This is a genomic window from Comamonas sp. JC664 (assembly GCF_042647185.1).
In genome coordinates this window covers 1-16,858 of the sequence record NZ_JBHRUZ010000026.1, presented here as the reverse complement: position 1 = coordinate 16,858, position 16,858 = coordinate 1, and the positions used below count along the sequence as shown (strand labels likewise).

The 16,858-nt window shown below is 64.1% G+C and carries 21 protein-coding genes and 7 pseudogenes; 21 read left to right on the top strand and 7 right to left on the bottom strand.

From position 1 onward, the window contains the following. Positions 1-341: 341 nt before the first annotated feature. From ACFODQ_RS04060 to ACFODQ_RS04050, 3 genes are read right to left on the bottom strand one after another with little or no spacing between them, the layout of a single operon-like run. A complete protein-coding gene (locus ACFODQ_RS04060) occupies positions 342-530 on the bottom strand; it encodes a hypothetical protein (protein WP_377015236.1) in 189 nt (62 codons plus the stop codon). Between the two features lie 33 nt (positions 531-563). Then, a complete protein-coding gene (locus ACFODQ_RS04055) occupies positions 564-1,262 on the bottom strand; it encodes a saccharopine dehydrogenase family protein (protein ID WP_377015234.1) in 699 nt (232 codons plus the stop codon). Next, positions 1,240-1,476, bottom strand: coding sequence for a hypothetical protein (locus ACFODQ_RS04050; RefSeq protein ID WP_377015232.1), 237 nt, complete (start codon positions 1,474-1,476; stop codon positions 1,240-1,242). The genes ACFODQ_RS04055 and ACFODQ_RS04050 overlap by 23 nt, the downstream gene beginning before the upstream one ends. A 191-nt stretch (positions 1,477-1,667) precedes the next feature. On the opposite strand from ACFODQ_RS04050, the gene ACFODQ_RS04045 reads away from it, so the two are divergent. From ACFODQ_RS04045 to ACFODQ_RS04020, 6 genes are all read left to right on the top strand, one after another. After that, on the top strand, positions 1,668-2,084 hold the full coding sequence (locus tag ACFODQ_RS04045) for a hypothetical protein (RefSeq protein WP_377015230.1): 417 nt from the start codon (positions 1,668-1,670) through the stop codon (positions 2,082-2,084). A gap of 522 nt (positions 2,085-2,606) precedes the next feature. After that, entirely contained in the window at positions 2,607-3,023 is a 417-nt protein-coding gene (locus ACFODQ_RS04040) for a hypothetical protein (protein WP_377015228.1), read from the top strand. A gap of 117 nt (positions 3,024-3,140) precedes the next feature. Beyond that, a complete protein-coding gene (locus ACFODQ_RS04035) occupies positions 3,141-3,290 on the top strand; it encodes a hypothetical protein (protein ID WP_377015226.1) in 150 nt (49 codons plus the stop codon). 55 nt (positions 3,291-3,345) lie between these two features. Beyond that, entirely contained in the window at positions 3,346-3,684 is a 339-nt protein-coding gene (locus ACFODQ_RS04030; RefSeq protein ID WP_377015224.1) for a hypothetical protein, read from the top strand. Continuing rightward, positions 3,639-4,139 carry a hypothetical protein gene (locus ACFODQ_RS04025; RefSeq protein ID WP_377015222.1) on the top strand — a complete coding sequence of 167 codons (501 nt, stop codon included), beginning with the start codon at positions 3,639-3,641 and terminating at the stop codon, positions 4,137-4,139. Before ACFODQ_RS04030 ends, ACFODQ_RS04025 begins: the two co-directional genes overlap by 46 nt. Before the next feature lie 78 nt (positions 4,140-4,217). After that, the gene (locus ACFODQ_RS04020) at positions 4,218-4,751 is read left to right on the top strand and encodes a hypothetical protein (protein WP_377015219.1); all 534 of its coding nucleotides are present in this window, start codon (positions 4,218-4,220) and stop codon (positions 4,749-4,751) included. A 231-nt stretch (positions 4,752-4,982) separates the two neighbouring features. On the opposite strand, the gene ACFODQ_RS04015 is transcribed toward ACFODQ_RS04020, so the two are convergent. Continuing rightward, entirely contained in the window at positions 4,983-5,336 is a 354-nt protein-coding gene (locus ACFODQ_RS04015) for an acyl-CoA thioesterase (protein WP_377015217.1), read from the bottom strand. Positions 5,337-5,674: 338 nt separating this feature from the next. On the opposite strand from ACFODQ_RS04015, the gene ACFODQ_RS04010 reads away from it, so the two are divergent. From ACFODQ_RS04010 to ACFODQ_RS03970, 9 genes and pseudogenes are all read left to right on the top strand, one after another. Continuing rightward, positions 5,675-6,265, top strand: coding sequence for an NAD(P)/FAD-dependent oxidoreductase (locus ACFODQ_RS04010; protein WP_377015215.1), 591 nt, complete (start codon positions 5,675-5,677; stop codon positions 6,263-6,265). After that, a pseudogene (locus tag ACFODQ_RS04005) lies at positions 6,151-6,453 on the top strand (NAD(P)/FAD-dependent oxidoreductase); the annotation flags it as partial. The gene ACFODQ_RS04010 and the pseudogene ACFODQ_RS04005, both read left to right, overlap by 115 nt. After that, positions 6,366-6,551 (top strand): annotated as a pseudogene (locus ACFODQ_RS04000) (hypothetical protein); the annotation flags it as partial. The pseudogenes ACFODQ_RS04005 and ACFODQ_RS04000, both read left to right, overlap by 88 nt. 75 nt (positions 6,552-6,626) lie before the next feature. Continuing rightward, positions 6,627-6,794, top strand: a complete 168-nt coding sequence (locus ACFODQ_RS03995) for a hypothetical protein (RefSeq protein WP_377015238.1) — start codon at positions 6,627-6,629, stop codon at positions 6,792-6,794. Beyond that, positions 6,734-7,360: a 4Fe-4S dicluster domain-containing protein gene (locus ACFODQ_RS03990; RefSeq protein ID WP_377015213.1), complete on the top strand. Its 627-nt coding sequence runs from the start codon at positions 6,734-6,736 to the stop codon at positions 7,358-7,360. The genes ACFODQ_RS03995 and ACFODQ_RS03990 overlap by 61 nt, the downstream gene beginning before the upstream one ends. Beyond that, the gene (locus ACFODQ_RS03985; RefSeq protein WP_377015211.1) at positions 7,254-8,108 is read left to right on the top strand and encodes a 4Fe-4S dicluster domain-containing protein; all 855 of its coding nucleotides are present in this window, start codon (positions 7,254-7,256) and stop codon (positions 8,106-8,108) included. The genes ACFODQ_RS03990 and ACFODQ_RS03985 overlap by 107 nt, the downstream gene beginning before the upstream one ends. 472 nt (positions 8,109-8,580) lie before the next feature. Further along, positions 8,581-9,545: pseudogene (locus ACFODQ_RS03980) on the top strand (ABC transporter substrate-binding protein). A gap of 116 nt (positions 9,546-9,661) precedes the next feature. Beyond that, positions 9,662-10,543, top strand: a pseudogene (locus ACFODQ_RS03975) (ABC transporter permease). A gap of 85 nt (positions 10,544-10,628) precedes the next feature. Then, positions 10,629-11,350 (top strand): annotated as a pseudogene (locus ACFODQ_RS03970) (ABC transporter ATP-binding protein). A 192-nt stretch (positions 11,351-11,542) separates the two neighbouring features. On the opposite strand, the gene ACFODQ_RS03965 reads toward ACFODQ_RS03970, so the two are convergent. Together ACFODQ_RS03965 and ACFODQ_RS03960 are read right to left on the bottom strand one after the other, a co-directional pair. Beyond that, on the bottom strand, positions 11,543-12,409 hold the full coding sequence (locus ACFODQ_RS03965) for a hypothetical protein (protein WP_377015209.1): 867 nt from the start codon (positions 12,407-12,409) through the stop codon (positions 11,543-11,545). Next, a complete protein-coding gene (locus ACFODQ_RS03960; RefSeq protein ID WP_377015207.1) occupies positions 12,388-12,819 on the bottom strand; it encodes an MFS transporter in 432 nt (143 codons plus the stop codon). The genes ACFODQ_RS03965 and ACFODQ_RS03960 overlap by 22 nt, the downstream gene beginning before the upstream one ends. A gap of 172 nt (positions 12,820-12,991) precedes the next feature. Here ACFODQ_RS03960 and ACFODQ_RS03955 point away from each other — a divergent pair, with 172 nt between their 5' ends. Further along, positions 12,992-13,168, top strand: coding sequence for a MarR family transcriptional regulator (locus ACFODQ_RS03955; RefSeq protein ID WP_377015205.1), 177 nt, complete (start codon positions 12,992-12,994; stop codon positions 13,166-13,168). Between the two features lie 124 nt (positions 13,169-13,292). On the opposite strand, the gene ACFODQ_RS03950 is transcribed toward ACFODQ_RS03955, so the two are convergent. Beyond that, positions 13,293-15,080, bottom strand: a complete 1,788-nt coding sequence (locus ACFODQ_RS03950; RefSeq protein WP_377015203.1) for an MFS transporter — start codon at positions 15,078-15,080, stop codon at positions 13,293-13,295. Positions 15,081-15,267: 187 nt separating this feature from the next. Between ACFODQ_RS03950 and ACFODQ_RS03945 the strand changes: the two genes are divergently transcribed. The 5 genes and pseudogenes from ACFODQ_RS03945 to wrbA all read left to right on the top strand — a co-directional run. Further along, positions 15,268-15,438, top strand: a complete 171-nt coding sequence (locus ACFODQ_RS03945; protein WP_377015201.1) for a LysR family transcriptional regulator — start codon at positions 15,268-15,270, stop codon at positions 15,436-15,438. Next, on the top strand, positions 15,374-15,679 hold the full coding sequence (locus ACFODQ_RS03940) for a hypothetical protein (RefSeq protein ID WP_377015199.1): 306 nt from the start codon (positions 15,374-15,376) through the stop codon (positions 15,677-15,679). The genes ACFODQ_RS03945 and ACFODQ_RS03940 overlap by 65 nt, the downstream gene beginning before the upstream one ends. 7 nt (positions 15,680-15,686) lie before the next feature. Further along, positions 15,687-15,938 (top strand): hypothetical protein, encoded by a 252-nt coding sequence (locus ACFODQ_RS03935; RefSeq protein WP_377015197.1) that lies wholly within the window; start codon positions 15,687-15,689, stop codon positions 15,936-15,938. 4 nt (positions 15,939-15,942) lie between these two features. Beyond that, positions 15,943-16,071: pseudogene (locus tag ACFODQ_RS03930) on the top strand (LysR family transcriptional regulator); the annotation flags it as partial. A gap of 287 nt (positions 16,072-16,358) precedes the next feature. Then, a pseudogene (wrbA, locus tag ACFODQ_RS03925) lies at positions 16,359-16,858 on the top strand (NAD(P)H:quinone oxidoreductase); the annotation flags it as partial.

Genomic DNA, 16,858 nt, shown 5'->3' with positions numbered 1-16,858 from the left:
CCGACGCAATCTATCTTGGCTTGCGCAACAAAGCAATCGCTATCGATCACCGCAGAGACATTGCTTGATACAAGTCATCTATCGCGCAGTACAGAAGTGGGCGATGACTAGCATTTAGTCACAGCACATACTTTCTGAAACTACAAAAATAATAGCTGCTTTCTTCCCCTTGCAGCGACGAAAGCAGCCATTTTTTAGCGGATAGATGTATGCACCCCACACCGGAGAGCGCCGGTCGCCGGGCTGTCGCCAGGCCTTTGCGCAGGAGTTGGCAGCCGCTCGCCGGGCGAGCTGCGAGGGGCGCGGCCCTGCCCTCAGTGCTCAGGCTGCCAGCGATGCATTCAGATCCTGCACGCGGTAGTACTGCCAAAGCGGTTGGCCATGAAGTCCGCCAGCTCGATCGACTCTTGCGCGATAAAGCCCTTTTGCGGCAGCACACCGCTGGCCACCAAGTCCAGCGCGCAGCAGATGCCAGCAGCGGTGGTCAGCTGGATGGCAGTGAGTGCATGGCCAGCGACGGTGGTGCCCACGATTCGGCCGAGTAGGACTCCTGCATCAGGCGCTCACCCTTGTAGCCGGTGGCGCTGGCAAAGACCACGATCACATCTGGCGCGTGGCGGCAATGGCGTTGTCGAAGATCTCGTTGAGCAGCTCGCGCTTGTCACGCACTTGAGCTCGTTGAGCAAGAACTTCAAGATGGCGCAGTGGCCGGGGTAGCGGATGGACTTGTAGTCCACATTGCGCGCCTTGCCCGCCCAGGTCTCTGTCAAGGAGCCCAGACCGCCGCTGGTGTTGAAGGCCTCGTACTCGATGCCGTCCAGCGCAAAGGTCTCCAGACCTTCGAGCGCATGCACCGTCAGCGGCTGGCCATCCACCAGCGCTTCGCAGGGGTTGATGTACTCGTTGATCAGGCCTTCGGTGCTCCAGGTCAGGTTGTAGCGCAGGCTGCCCTGCGGGTAGCGGGCAGCGCACCCACGCGCATCTTGAGTCGTGCAAGGTGTCGAAATGCTTGGCCACGTCGTTCCGACAATGCCGATAAAGCCGGGAGCCAGGCGCACTGGGGCATCAGCACGCTGCCGGCCTTGGCGGCGATTTTGCGGATTGCGTGGGTGGACTGCACATCCTCGGTCAAATCGAAGTAATGCACGCCATGGCGGCAGCGATGCCGGCCACTCGGTGGCCATGTGGAAAGGCAGCGCATTGAGCACGGCAAACTGACCCTGCACCGCAGGCAACAGGTCACCACCCTTGCCGATATGCACGGTCTCCAGGCCCCAGCGCCGCAGCGGCCTTGAGCTGCGCCTTGGACTGGTCGGCAATGCGCAGCTGGTAGCCGCCGGCGGCCTGCAGCAGCACGGCCATCGCAAAGCCGATTTTGCCGGCACCCAAAATCGTGACTTTCTTGTCGCCGGCACCGGCCTTGGCGGCGCTGGAGGAGGAGGTTTGGGCGGTCTTTTTGCTGGATTTGTCGCTCATGTCAGGCTCTCTGATCAGGGTGGATGATGGACAAATGTTACAACCAAGCATTGTCAAAATGAATATATTAAAGCGTCATATTATTCCTTTTAACTAGTCATTTAGTCATATATTACATATCTATTGACGAAATATATGGTTTACCCTAGGTTCAAGCCCGCTTTATCCAGGGCTTCGCCAAGGCAGGCACAATGGGCGGCCTGCGCCTGCGCGCGCTCTACGCTCCTTCCTGCTGTTTTCTCCTCACACCATGGCCGATCCGCATCCAACAAATTTCTTCGTTTTTGCTGGCACGCGACATCCTCAAAGGCAAGTCGCGCGAAGACTTGTTGGCCAAGCTGGATGCGGCGGGCTTTAGCGGCGAGCACGCCGAGCTGTTCATTGCGCAGGCCGAGAAACGGGTGCTGGCACGCAACCGGCGTTGCGCGGTGATTTCGGCCGTGGTCGTGGCTGTGCTGCTGGGCCGGGTTCATCTGGGGCCCTATGCCCACAACCCCGACATGCAGCTGCTGCTGGGCGTGATGGCGGCCATCTTTGCAGCAGCGGGCTTTTATTTCTGGTTTATCGCGCGCTGGCAGGCGCCGCTGCCCAAGGCCGACGCTTCTTGAGCCTAATCGGGCCGACCGGATACCGGTCGCTGGGTCACACCACGCTGCACTGGTGTTTGCTTGCAAGTGCTGGGACTTAGCTCGCCGGCAAAAATTGCACCTACCGCCCTCCCGGCTTTGCTCCGCGCGATAATGCGCTGTCGCGGACATGACATAGATCAAGCCGCGCCTCTCTCCAGCCCATGCGATGGGCCTGCGAGGCTTTGCGGCCCAGGCCCGCCATCCGCCTACCCACGGCGATGCGGCGATTCGCATAACCTAATAGTGACAATGGATAAACATAACAAGCGACCCAGCCTGGCTTCCAAGCCTGGCTGCTTTTCCTGGGCCTGTGCCTGCTGGCCTCAGGCCTGTTCTTTGCTATCTATGGCTACCAGTTGGTGGCACTGCAGGGTAGTTGGTACTTTTTGATCAGCGGTATTGCACTGATCCTCTCGGGCCTGCTGATTGCCGCTGCGCGCCCCGGCGGCGCCTGGCTCTATGCGCTGACCTTGCTGGCCACCGCCGTCTGGGCGCTGGCCGATGTGGGCCTGGATTTCTGGCCCCTGGTCTCGCGCCTGCTGCTGCTCGCCGGTATCGGCATTCTGGTGGCACTGTCCTTCCCGTTTGCTGCGCCGCGCGCGCGGCCAGGCGCCCGGCAAGTCTGGCTCCACCGTGGTCGCAGGCCTGCTGCTGCTGACCTGCCTCGCTACCGTGGGCGGCATGTTCCTGCCCCACGCCTCGGTGTCGGCCAAATCGGATGCGACCGTGGTCCAACCGGTGGCCAAGGGCCAGGCAGCTGCCGACTGGGCGCACTATGGCAGCACGCCAGGGGGCACCCGCTTTGCGGCGCTGGACCAGATCACGCGCAGCAATGTCAAGGATCTGCAAGAGGCCTGGCGCTACCAGACCGGCGATGTGCCGGTGAGCCCTGCGGCGGCGGCGCTGAAGACCAGCTGACCCCGCTGCAGATGGCAACAGTCTTTGTCTGCACCCCGCACAACAATGTGATTGCGCTGGACGCCACTACGGCAAAGAGCTATGGAAGACCGAGATCAATGCCAAGCAGAAAAGTGGATGCGCTGCCGTGGCCTGGCCTATTTTGATGCGGCCCAGCCGCTCGGCCAGCCCAGCATGGCCGGCGCAACGCCAGTGCAGGCCGTGAGTGTGGCGCCCGGCGCCGCTTGCCAGCGCCGCATTCTGATGAACAGCGTCGCGCCGAGCTGATCGCGCTTGACGCCGACACCGGCGCTTCTGCGAAGACTTTGGCACCCATGGCCGCGTGGACCTGCGCAACGGCATGGGCAAGGGCGCCGACAAGGGCGAGTACTACCCCACCTCCGCCCCGACCCTGGCGGGCACCACCATCGTGATTGGTGGCCGCGTGGCCGACAACGTCAGCACCGACATGCCTGGTGGCGTGGTGCGTGGCTTTGACGTGGTGACGGGCGCGTTGCGCTGGGCCTTTGACCCGGGCAACCCCGAGGACCAGGCCGCCCTGCCGACGGCAAGACCTATGTGCGCTCGACCCCCAATGTCTGGGCACCGATGTCCTACGACCCGCAGTCCAACACCGTGTTCATGCCCGTGGGCAGCGCAGCAGTCGACCTCTGGGGTGTGAAGCACACCGCGCTGGACCGCAAGTACGGCGCATCGATGCTGGCCGTCGATGCCGCACCGGCAAGGAAAAATGGGTCTACCAGACCGTGCACGATGACCTCTGGGACTTCGATGTGCCGATGCAGCCCTCGTTTGTGGACTTCCCCGTGCTGGCGGCAAGACCACGCCCGCGCTGGTGTTCGGCACCAAGCCGGCCAGATCTTTGTGCTGGACCGCGCGACCGGCCAACCCCTGACCGCCGTTGAAGAGCGCCGCGTGCCCGCTGGCAAGATCGACGGCGAGACCTACTCGCCCACGCAGCCCTTCTCGGTGGGCATGCCCAATATCGGTGCCGATGACATGCGCGAATCCGACATGTGGGGTGCGACCCCGTTTGACCAGCTGCTATGCCGCCTGAAGTTCAAGTCCAAGCGCTACACCGGCCTGTTCACGCCACCGGCACCGATGCCTCGCTGAACCTGCCCGGCTCGCTGGGCGGCATGAACTGGGGGGCATCTCGGTCGACCCGACCACAACTACCTGTTCATCAATGACATGCGCGTGGGCCTGGAAGTGCAGCTGATCAAGGCCGACCCGGCCGACGCCGGCGCCAAGTCCGACGGCAACGAGGCGCTGCGATCACCAAGCCGGTGCCGCTCGATGGCACGCCCTACGCGATCAACGCAAGGTGCGCTTCATGTCGCCGCTGGAGATCCCTTGCCAGAAGCCGCCTTTTGGCACGCTGACCGCCGTGGACCTCAAGACCCAGCAGATCGCCTGGCAAGTGCCGGTGGGCACCGTCAAGGACACGGGGCCCTTTGGCATCAAGATGGGCCTGCCCATCCCCATTGGCATGCCACCATCGTGGCACCCATGGCCACGCAAGGCGGCCTGGTCTTTATCGCTGCCACGCAGGATTACTACCTGCGCGCGTATGAAACCGGCACCGGCCAGGAAGTGTGGAAAGCCCGCCTGCCCGTGGGCAGCCAGGGCACGCCCATCAGCTACCAGTCGCCGGTGACGGGCCAGCAGTTTGTGCTGGTCTCGCCGGTGGCGCACGCAACTCGCCCGACCGGGGCGACTATGTGATCGCCTACGCGCTGCCGCGCCACTGATCTGCGCTGACCCGCGCGGATTCGCCCTGAGGTGTTCAGCCCGGTGCAAGACTTCCCGCCAGGGAAGGCTTTCACCGGGCTTTTTCATGTCTGCGCGCGATGCATCGCATGACGCCAGGTACCGGCCAACCTCAAAACTGCCACAAGTCTTGATTTGCTATATATTGCATAGCAAACCAGCGAAACGCAGCAAAATCCGGTGTTATCAGCCTTCCACCATGCCGCGCATCCAGCCGGGCAGATCCACCGCCTTCTGGCGCGCAAAATCCACCCACAGCACGGTGGCGCCGCCGCTGGCGTAGACCTCGCCGGGCGCATCCTGCCTTTCGATGTGGTACCAGGTCTCAAAGGCGGTGCGCGCCGCATCGCTGACATACATCTTGACGACGAGCTGGGCCGGGTATTCGATCTGCCGCAGGTAGTTGCAAAAGCAGTTGACGACCACCGGGCCCTGCCCCTCGCCATGGGGCGTGTCGCGCGAAGAGCGCAGCCACTCCACGCGCGCGCTTTCCATGTAGCGAAAATACACGGTGTTGTTGACATGGCCCAGACTGTCCATATCCCCCCAGCGAACGTCATCACCGAGTCATGAACCCAGCGTTTGTGGTCAGGCAGCAAGATTTTCATAGACTGTCATTTACGGTGAGGTGGCAGGCGTCCGCGCCCAGCCTTGTCGCCGACTTTCACAGGCACAAAGCCCCTGTCTCAGAAATCAGAGCGGAGAAGCGCCCAAATCTAGGGCTAACCCTAGGATCAGGGCGGTTACCGCACTGCAACATCCTCATAAAATCCATGGCACTGCATGCAACCCAGGCTCAGATCTGCCGCATGCCTGCCACCCCGCTTGAAAAGAATTGTACGGAGCCCCGATGACCAACGAAGAAATACTGGCCCAATATGGCCCCCGCGAGTCGATTGGAGTACGACGTCGTCATCGTCGGCGGCGGCCCAGGCGGCTTGGCCACAGCCATCCGTTTGAAGCAGCTGGCAGCGGAAAAAGGCAGCGATGTCTCCGTCGTCGTGCTGGAAAAAGGTTCGGAGCCTGGCGCGCACACCTTGTCGGGCGCCATCATGGATCCGCGCGCGCTGACCGAGCTGATCCCCGACTGGAAAGCCAAGGGCGCGCCTTTGACCCAGCCGGTGACCGAAGACGCGATGATTTTCCTCAGCGAAAAATCCGGTCTGCGCACCCCCAACTGGCTGCTGCCCCCTTGCTTTCACAACGAAGGCAACTACATCGTGCAGCTGGCTTTGTCGTCAAATGGCTGGCCGAGCAGGCCGAGGCCCTGGGCGTCGAGATTTTCCCCGGCTTTGCCGCCGCTGAAGTGGTCTATAACGACGACGGCTCGGTCAAGGGCGTGGCCACCGGCAACATGGGCGTCGGCAAGAACGGCGAGCCCACCGGCGAGTTCCAGCTGGGCATGGAGCTGCATGGCAAATACACCATCTTTGCCGAAGGCTCGCGCGGCAACCTGGGCAAGCAACTGATCGCCAGTTCAAGCTCGACGAAGGCAAGGACCCGCAGACCTATGGCCTGGGCGTCAAGGAATTGTGGGAGATCGATCCCCAGCGCCACCAGCCCGGCTTTTGTGATGCACACCGCCGGCTGGCCGATGAACAACGACACCTATGGTGGCGCCTTCCTCTACCACCTGGACGACAACAAGGTCACCTTGGGCTTCATTACCGGTCTGGATTATTCGAACCCCTACCTGTCTCCGTTCGAGAGATGCAGCGCTGGAAGACCCATCCCAACATCCGCTACTACCTCGAAGGCGACGAGTCCAAGGGCATCAAGCCGGCCAAGCGCATTGGCTATGGCGCGCGCGCCATCACCGCCGGCGGCCTGATGAGCCTGCCCAAGACCGTGTTCCCCGGTGGCGCGCTGGTGGGCTGCGATGCCGGTTTCCTGAACGTCAGCCGCATCAGGGCAGCCACGCCGCGATCAAGACCGGCATGCTGGCCGCAGAAGCGGCCTTTGAGGCGATTGCCGCGGGCCGCCAGGGCGATGAGCTGAGCGCCTACCCTGCCGCTTTTGAAAAGAGCTGGCTGTACGACGAGCTCAACAAGAGCCGCAACTTCAAGAGCTGGTTCAAGAAGGGCCTGGTCACCGCCTCCATCATGAATGGCCTCGAGCAGTTTGTGCTGCGTGGCAACATGCCCTGGACCCTGCACCGCGACAAGCCCGACCACGCCTACCTCAAGCCCGCGTCGGAATGCAAGCCCATCGTCTACCCCAAAACCGATGGCAAGCTGACCTTTGACCGGCTCTCGAGCGTCTTCATCAGCGGCACCAACCACGCCGAGGACCAGCCCGCCCATCTGACCTTGAAAGATGCAGCGTGCCGGTGCAGATCAACCTGGCCCAGTACGCCGGCCCCGAGCAGCGCTACTGCCCGGCAGGGGTCTATGAGTTCGTGGCAGATGAAAGCCAGGCGGCAACGCCCAGCGCCTGCAGATCAATGCGCAAAACTGCGTGCACTGCAAGACCTGCGACATCAAGGACCCGACCCAGAACATTGTCTGGGTCACGCCCGAAGGCGCGGCGGCCCCAACTACACGGCATGTAAACACCGCCGTTAGCACTGCTTCTTGCGGGTTTCCATGGCAGGGCAAACACGGGCCGGCCCGCGATCGATTGCCGAACTTGGCCGACAAGCGCGCCCTGACGGGCGTGCAGACAATGGTCCTATGTTTGTCTGGTCACGCTTCCCACGCCTTTCAGTTCAACCCGCCCCTGCCAGGGCCGGGTGCCGGCGGGCAATGCTCGGACCCATCCTTGGCTCCAGCTGGTAAGCGCACTGCTGGCCGGCGTGCTCTGGGCCGGTGGCAGCATGGGCCGCCCCGCGGCGGATGCGGCGCCCGCTGCATCCAGCAAACGCGCCAAGCGCCCCCCTCCCGCTGCGGCACCCAAGGCTGCCGCGCCATCGCATGCTGCTGCGGTGGCCCCTGCCCCCCTGGTATCGGCTGCCAACCTCGATCTGGAGCGCTTCATGGGCCTGTGGTACAAGGTCGCCAAGGTCGAGGAGCCGCAGGACGCGCTGCGCACCCGGGAGCGCTACGAGTTTCTGCAGCGCTACGACGGTGGCGTGCGAGTGATCGCGACCTCGTACGACCCCCTGTCCAACCGCTGGGACCGCCGGCAGGATTACATGGCGCCGGTCGATGCCAAGGGCGCGGCGCTGAGCAGCCACTACCAGTTGCCGATACCCGTGCATTTCAGCATCAGCCGCTTCGGCCCTTTGGTGTCAGCTACTACGTCGTGGCGCTCGACCCTTACTACCAATGGCGATGGTGGCCGGACCCGGCCCCAAATCCTTTTCGATCTTGAGCCGCCGCAGTGAGCTCGAGCCGGAGATGCGCACGTCGCTCGAGCAGCTGGCGACGCGCCAGAACCTGCTCAAGGCCGCCTTGCAGTGGGCCGGCCCCGATCAGGAATCTGCGCCTCGGTGATTACCCGCATGCGCGAAATCGCCGCATGCTGGCTTTGCGGCAGGCCAAATTTTACGCACAGTTTTATTGCCACAGCGCTGCATATTTCTCAGTCAAACACATTTTTATTGATCAAAAAGACTATTTTGAGAAATATTACTGTGATCATGTGGCCACTTGCGCAAGCCAGCACAGCTTCTCAGCAGGGCTGCAACTAGGGCAATCCATAGATCACAAATGTGTCATCCCATGGGTGCTGGAGTGTAGACTGCTGCTACCTGTTTGCCACCTGTTGTTACTGGGGCAGATGAAGCGGTAGTGCTCTGGGGCACTACCGCAGGCTATTCAACAAACCTGGCGGAGATATACGCATGAAGAAATTGGCTTGGGCCCCCTTGGGCGCAGTGGCACTGGCAATCGCGGCCATCGCGCCTGCACAGGCAGCAGACCAGAAATCTGTAGCTGTGACGGCCATCGTGGAGCACCCTGCGCTGGACGCAGTGCGCGACGGCGTCAAGGCGCACTCAAGGCCGAGGGCTTTGAAGAAGGCAAGAACCTCAAGTGGCAGTACCAAAGCGCCCAGGGCAATCCTGGCACCGCCGCGCAGATCGCCGCAAGTTTGTCGGTGACAAGCCCGATGCCATCGTGGCCATCGCAACGCCTTCGGCACAAGCCGTGGTGGCTGCCACCAAGACCGTGCCCGTGTGTTCTCCGCGGTGACCGACCCCGTGGCCGCCAAGCTGGTGCCCAGCTGGGAGCCATCGAAGAACAACGTGACCGGTGTCTCCGACCTGCTGGCGCTGGACAAGCAGATGGAACTGCTCAAGAAAGTGGTGCCAACGCCAAGCGCGTGGGCATGGTCTACAACCCCGGTGAGGCCAACTCTGCCGTGGTGGTCAAGGAACTCAAGGAGCTGCTGCCCAAGATGGGCATGACCTTGGTCGAAGCCGCAGCGCCCCGCTCCGTCGATGTCTCCAGCGCAGCGCGCTCGCTGGTGGGCAAGGCCGATGTGATCTACACCAACACCGACAACAACGTGGTGTCGTCCTATGAAGCGCTGGTCAAGGTCGGCCAGGACTCCAAGCTGCCGCTGGTCGCCTCGGACACCGATTCCGTCGCCCGTGGCGCCGTGGCAGCCCTGGGTATCAACTACCGCGATCTGGGCGAGCAGACCGGCCGCATGGTGGCCCGCATCCTCAAGGGTGAAAAGCCCGGCGACATCAAGACCGAAGTCTCGAGCAAGATGGAGCTGCATGTGAACCCCGGTGCCGCCGAAAAGCAAGGCATCAAGCTGTCCGACGAGCTGGTCAAGTCGGCTGCCAAAGTCATTCAGTGATGGATGCCGCCTCACCTGTGGCTGTGCAACCCGCACAGCGCAGGGGGTGACAAGACGCAGCCCCGCCAGAAGCGGGGCTTGTTTGTTATCCGGACTAGCTCTGATAAGAAAACTCCATGACCTTATTTTCATTTTTGGGAGCCATCGAGATCGGCCTGATCTTTGCGCTGGTCGCGCTCGGTGTGTTCATCTCCTTTCGCCTGCTGCGCTTTCCTGACCTGACGGTCGATGGCAGCTTTCCCTTGGGCGCCGCCGTCTGCGCGGTGATGATCACCGGCGGCTACAGCCCCTTTTGGCCACCATCGGTGCCACCTTGGCTGGTGCGGTCGCTGGCCTGATCACCGGCTGGCTCAACGTCAAGCTCAAGATCATGGACCTGCTTGCCTCGATCTTGATGATGATCGCGCTGTACTCGATCAATCTGCGCATCATGGGTGGCCCCAATGTGCCGCTGATCAACGACCCCACGCTCTTCAACCAGCTGCAAACCGGCCGGCATTGAAGACTATGTGTTCCGTCCGCTGCTGATGTGCGCGATTGTGGTGCTCGCCAAGCTGGCGATGGACTGGTTCTTCCTGACTGAGCGGGGCCTGGCCATTCGTGCCACCGGCACCAATGCCCGCATGGCCCGCGCGCAAGGCGTCAACACCGGCGGCATGATCTTGCTGGGCATGGCGGTCTCCAACGGCCTGGTCGGCCTGGCCGGCGCGCTGTTTGCGCAGACCCAGGCGGCGCCGACAGCTCGATGGGCATCGGCACCATCGTGATCGGTCTGGCAGCAGTGATCGTGGGCGAGTCATCCTGCCTTCGCGCAAGCTGATTTGGCCACCTTGGCCGTGGTCCTCGGCGCCATCGTCTACCGCTTCTTCATTGCGCTGGCGCTCAACAGCGACTTCATCGGCCTCAAGGCCCAGGATCTGAACCTGGTCACCGCCTTGCTGGTCACGATCGCGCTGGTCATCCCCCAGCTCAAACGTCGTTTTGCGAAAAAGCACTGACAAGGAGAGAGACATGCTGAGCGCAAAAGACCTCAAGATCACCTTCAACCCCGGCACCCCGATCGAAACCCGCGCGCTGCGCGGCATGGCGCTGGATATTCCCGCCGGCCAGTTCGTCACCGTCATCGGCTCCAACGGCGCGGGCAAATCGACCTTTTTGAACGCCATCTCGGCGGACCTGATGGTCGACTCGGGCAGCATCGTCATTGACGGCGAAGACATGACGCGCAAGCCCGTCTGGGACCGCGCGCACAAAGTGGCCCGCGTGTTCCAGACCCGATGGCCGGCACCTGCGAAGACCTGTCGATCGAAGAGAACATGGCCCTGGCGCATGAGCGCGGCAACTTTCGCGGCCTGTCCAAGGCCGTCAAGCAAGCCAACCGTGCGCTCTACCGCGAAAAGCTCGCCACCCTGGGCCTGGGCCTGGAAAACCGTTTGACCGACCGCATCGGCCTGCTCTCGGGAGGCCAGCGCCAGGCCGTAAGCCTGCTGATGGCAGCGCTCCAGCCTTCGCGCATTTTGCTGCTCGACGAGCACACCGCTGCGCTCGATCCGCGCACCGCCGACTTTGTGCTCAAACTCACCGCCCGCATCGTCGAAGAAGGCCAACTGACCACGATGATGGTCACCCACAGCATGCGCCAGGCGCTCGATGTGGGCGACCGCACCGTGATGCTGCACCAGGGCCAGGTGGTGCTCGATGTCAGCGGCGAGGAACGCGCCAAGATGGACGTGCCCGATCTGCTGCAGATGTTCGAGAAGGTGCGCGGCGAAAAACTCGCCGATGATGCGCTGCTGCTGGGCTAAACAGCCGCTCCTGCACCGCCACAACAGCGGAGACCACGCAGGTGGCTCCGCTGTTTTTTTATGCCTCAGAGCGCTGCAGCACGGCGCAAAAAATCGCCGCAGCGACCAGGCCGCTAATGCAGGGAACAGCGCAAACACGGCAAACAACCAGAGCGCCGAGCGGCCCAGCGCTGCCGGGTCGCCCAGCGCGGGTCAACCCCAGCGCATTGGCCACCAGGCCCACCAGCGCCGCACCGACCGCCATGCCATAGAGCTGCACCGTCGTGATGCCCGATGCGGCGCTGTCGGCCTCCTGGGCACTGGCGCTGTGCATGATGGCATTGAGCACATGGGGCCAGGCCATGCCCACCCCAGACCGAGCACAGCCAGCGCCAGGCCACAGACCACCAGCGCCGCCATCCCCTGCCAGGGCTGGCCAGCGCCAAGGCCACCAGGGCCAACGTGCACAGCACCGGGCCGATCAGCATCAGTGCCCTGCCGGCCCGGCCACTTTTGCCCGAGAACAACACCGACGCCACCGACCAGCCGCCGGCGAGCAAAGCCGTCACATAGCCCGCCGTCAACGGTTGCAAGCCATGCAAGTGCTGCAGCAGATAGGGCACAAACACCTCGGTCATCGTCCCCACCAGCAGCAGGGCGACGGCGGCGTACAGCATGCCCAGCGGTGGCCGAGCGCCGTGCTGCCTGGGGCAGCAGGCGGCGGCTGGCGCGGCGCTCATGCCAGATCGCAGCCGCGCCGGCCAGCAAGCCTGCCGCGCCCAGCAGCCATTGCCAGAGCGGTGCAGTCACCACACTGGCCGCCGCCACCAACAGCACCGACAGCGCCAGCAGCACAATCTGCAGCCCGGCAATGCGGCCGTCCTGCGCAGGTGTGCTGCGCAGCAGGCGCTGCGGGGCCAGTTGGCGCTGCACCAGCAGCATTTGCAGCACCAGCAAGGGCAAACAAGGCGCCAAAGGCCAGGCGCCATTGGCCGGCCTGGGCAAACAGGCCGCCCACGGCTGGCCGCTGAGCGTCGCCACACCCCACATGGCCGAGATCAGCCAATCGCGCGCGGCCACAGCGCGGGCGGAAACACCAGCCGGATCAAGGTATAGCTCAGCGCCCCCACCGCGCCGCCCCCCAGGCCCTGCACCGCGGCGGCCCAGCAGCAGCATCGGCATCGATGGCGCCGTTGCACACAGCAAGCTGCCCGGCCAAACACCAGCAGGCCTGCCAGCATGGCGCCGCGTGCGCCCCAGCGGGCCAGCATGCGCACCGCCAGTGCCGCGCCAATGATCGAGGCCACCACAAACAAGGTGGTGCTCCAGCATACCAGGCCAGGCCGCCAATCTCCTGCACCACCGAGGGCAGGATGGTGGTGACGATATGCACATTGATCGCATGCATGGCCACCGCGCCGGTCAGCGCCAGCGCCTTGAGGCCATGGGCCGGCCCAGCAGCTGGGCCCAGCCGCAGGCGCTTCGGGCACGGGCGCGGCGCCTGTGGTGAGGGGTGATGAAGTTGAGGATGCCATGCCATTCCTGGTTGTGAAATAATGCAAGTATTGTCTTTGATAATCCCACGCTCTCAGCAATAAAACAAGCTATCACTTGTATAAATAAATGCCATCGCTCCCCATCGACCCCTCGTCCACCATGCGCATGCTAGAAGCTCTGAAGCGCCAGGCCCCCGCCAGCACCGCCGACTTGGCGCGCACGCTGCAGATGACGGCCGAGGCCGCTCGCCAGCAGATCAACAAGCTGGCTGACCAGGGCCTCGTGCAGGCCGATCTGCAAAAAACCGGCGGCGCGGCCGGCCGCGCCAGCTGTGGACCTTGACGGCTGCGGGCCAGCGTTACTTTCCCGATGCCATGCGCAACTCACGGTGCAGCTCATTGGCGCCATCGAAAAGCTCTTTGGCCAGCAGGGCATGGACGGCCTGATCAGCGAGCGCGAAGCGCAATCACGCAGCCGCTACCGCCAGGCCTGCACCGCCCCCGGACTGCCCGAGCGCCTGGCGCAGCTGGCCGAGGTCCGCACGCAAGAGGGCTATATGGCCCATGTCGAGCCCCACCCGCAAGGCTGGCTGCTGGTGGAGCACCACTGCCCCATCTGCGCTGCGGCACAGAGCTGCCGGGGCTTTTGCCGTTCGGAGCAGGCGCTGTTCCAGGAGGTGGTCGCAGGCTTGGCTACGTTGGAGCGCAGCGAATACCTGCTCGACGGCGGCCAGCGCTGCGTCTACCTGGTGCAGCCGCTGTAAGGCCGCCGCCTGACGCAGCGCAGCTGGCTCAGGCGCAAGCCGCTGCTTCGCCATCCTCCTGGGATGCACTGCGGGACTGGGTCTGCGGCTTGGCCATGCGCAGACATACCAGCCAGGCCAGCAAGGCCAGGCCCGCGGCACCCCAGAGCGCATGCTGCAGGCCCCGGGCATTGGCCTGGCGGATGGTCTCAGCGCCAGCCCCTTCCAGCCAGCCAGCGGCGCGGCCGCCAGCATCACTAGCAGCGCCAGGCCCAGCGCCGCGCCCACCTGCTGCGCGGTGGCAGCCACACCGGACGCCACGCCTTGCGCGCCGGCGCAATACCCTGGCCCACGAGCACCCACATGCCGGTCCAGCTCGCACCCTGGCCCAGGCTCATCACCACAAAGCCGGGTACCAGCCAGGCATAGTTGCCGGCCAGCGGCAGCACCGCAGCTATCCAGACCATGCCCAGCACACCGGCGGCCCAGCCCCGCAGCAGCACGCTGCGGGTGCCCTGCTGCGCCAGGCCGCGCTCGGCCAGGCGTATGCCCAGGTGCACACCGCCGTCGCAGCACAAAGGCCAGGCCGGCCTGCAGCGGGCTCCAGCCCAGCACCTGCTGAAAATACAGACCCAGAAAGTAATACTGCACGCCGTAGCTGCTCATGAACAGCATGGCCAGCAGCATGCTGGTCTGCAAGCTGCCCACCCGCAGCATGGCCAGCGGCATCAGGGGCGCCGCCACCCGCGCTTCGGTGCGCCAGAATAGACCGAGCGCGGCCAGCGCCAGCAGCAGCAGGCCCAGTGTGCGCCCGTCAGCCCAGCCCCATTGCGGGCCCTGCACCAGCAGCGCCACCCAGGCGCTGGCACCGACGGTCACGCTGATGCAGCCCAGCAGGTCAAAGCGGCGCTGTGCAGCCGGCACTGCTGGCATCGCAGGCAGGTAGCGGCCAGCGGCGAGCGCGCAGGGCCAGGCAATCGGCACCAGCACCCAGAGCACCCAGTTCCAGCCCAGGGTCTGGGTCAGCAGGCACCAGCAGGCGCCAGCCGCCAGCCCGCCGGCACTGGCCATGCTCCACACGGCCAGCGCACGGTTGCGCGCAGCGCCTGCGGCATACAAGGTATTGATCATCGACAAGGTGGCCGGAACAGCAGCGCGCTGCCACCCCCTGCCGGCAGCGCCGCCACCAACTGCCAGGCAGATGCGCAAAGCCGCCAGCCAAGGAGCCAGGCCAAACAGCGCCATCGCTGCCACATACATGCGGCGCTGGCCCAGCAGATCAGCGCAGCGCCCGCCCAGCAGCAGGCAGCCGCCAAAAGGCACGCTGTAGCCGCTGATGACCCATTGCAGGTGGCGGGCATCGAGCTGCAGCTGCTGGCCCATGGCATCCAGCGCGACAAAGACAATCGTCGCGTCGAGCGCAATCAGCAGTTGCGCAAACGACAGCAAGGCCAGCGCGGCGCGCGGATGGCGCAGCAAAGCAGGCTGGCGCAGGGGTTCTTCAAGGGTCACGTCATCACTCCGACAAGGGAAAAAGCATGCGGCGCGGTCTGCGCGCAGAAAACCTGCAGCACTGGGTGCCTGCAGGCGGGTGATGACCGGTCATGGCGCCATGGTATTTAAATCAATAACGAAGATAAATAGCAAACCTATCTTTTACTTATGCAAAAATGAATCAATACCTTTGCCGGAGCCATCCATGGATTTGAACGCGGTACAGATGCTGATCAAGGTGGCCGAGCACAAGAGCTTTACCCAGGCCGCGCACAGCCTGGGCACCACGCAGTCGCGCATCTCCCGCGCCATTGCGCAGCTGGAGGCCGACCTGGGCACGCGCCTGCTGCACCGCAATACCGCAATGTGTCGCTGACCCCGATGGCTGCCTGCTGGTCGACCGCAGTGCCGCGCTGATCGCCGGGCTGGACGATGCCAAGCAGCAGCTGCTGGACCGGCGCTGCGAGCCCACCGGTGTGCTGCGCATGACGGCGCCTTCGGTGCTCGGCCGCATGGTGCTGACACCCTTGCTGGGCCAGCTGCTGCAGCAGCACCCGGCCTGCAGATCGAGGCCAGCTTCACCGACCGCCTGGTGGACATGGTGGACGAGGGTTTGACGCTGCGGTGCGCATCGGCCCCTTGCTCGACAGCCGGATGATCGGCCGGCCGCTGCCGCCGCTGCACTGGGTGACGGTCGCCTCACCGGCCTATACCGCCCGCCACGGCCGGCCGCAAAACCTGCAAGAGCTGGCCACGCACCGCTGCCTGTCGGTCTACAACCACTACCGGGTTTTGCCGTGCCCTGGCAGTTTCGCCACCCCGACGGCAGCACCATCGACTGGCCCGCGCCCACGCGATCAGGTTCGACAGTGGTGACCCGTTGATCGAAGGCGCGATTGCCGGCCTGGGCGTGGCCCAGGTGATGGGGTTTGCGGTGCGCGATGCGCTGGCCGATGGCCGGCTGGAGCGGCTGCTGCCCGCGCTGGAAGGCCGCAGCCGCGCGCTCTCCGTGGTCTACCCGCGCACGCGCCATGCCTCACCAAGGTGCAGGCGCTGTGCCAGTGCTCTTGGCGGCGCAGCGCCTGGTGATCGCACCAGCCCAGGAAGGCTCTGGCGCGCCATGCCGCTGGCGGCGATTGTTCAAATCCATGCAAACGCTGCGTTCAAACCGAGGCACCCCAAACAGGCGCAGACGCCCTACAGTAGATCCAGGCGCCAAGAACGGATCGCATACCGGTTCTGGAGACGCTCCCACCGCTGTAGCGGTCCCTCTTCATCGACAAGGAAATATTCACCATGGCTAAAGTTCTGGTTCTCTACCATTCCATGTACGGTCACATCGAGACCATGGCCGGCAAGATCGCCGAAGGCGCACGCAGTGTCCGCCGGCACCGAGGTGGTCATCAAGCGCGTACCCGAGACCATGCCGCAAGAGGCTTTCCAGCGCTGGCGGCAAGGTGGACCAGCAGCCGCTGTGGCCACGCCAGCCGAGCTCGCAGAGTACGACGCCATCATCTTTGGCACCCCCACCGTTTTGGCAATATGAGCGGCCAGATGCGCAGCTTCCTCGACCAGACTGGGGGCCTGTGGGCCAAGGGCGCGCTGTCGGGCAAGGTCGGCAGCGTGTTCACGTCGACGGGCACCTTGGGCGGCCAGGAAACCACCGTGACCTCGTTCTGGAACACCCTGGCCCACCACGGCATGGTGATCGTGCCCGCCGGTTTGGCCTGCCTTCGCAGTTTGACCTGTCGCAGCCAAGGGCGGCTCGCCCTACGGCGCAGCCACCCTGGCCGGTG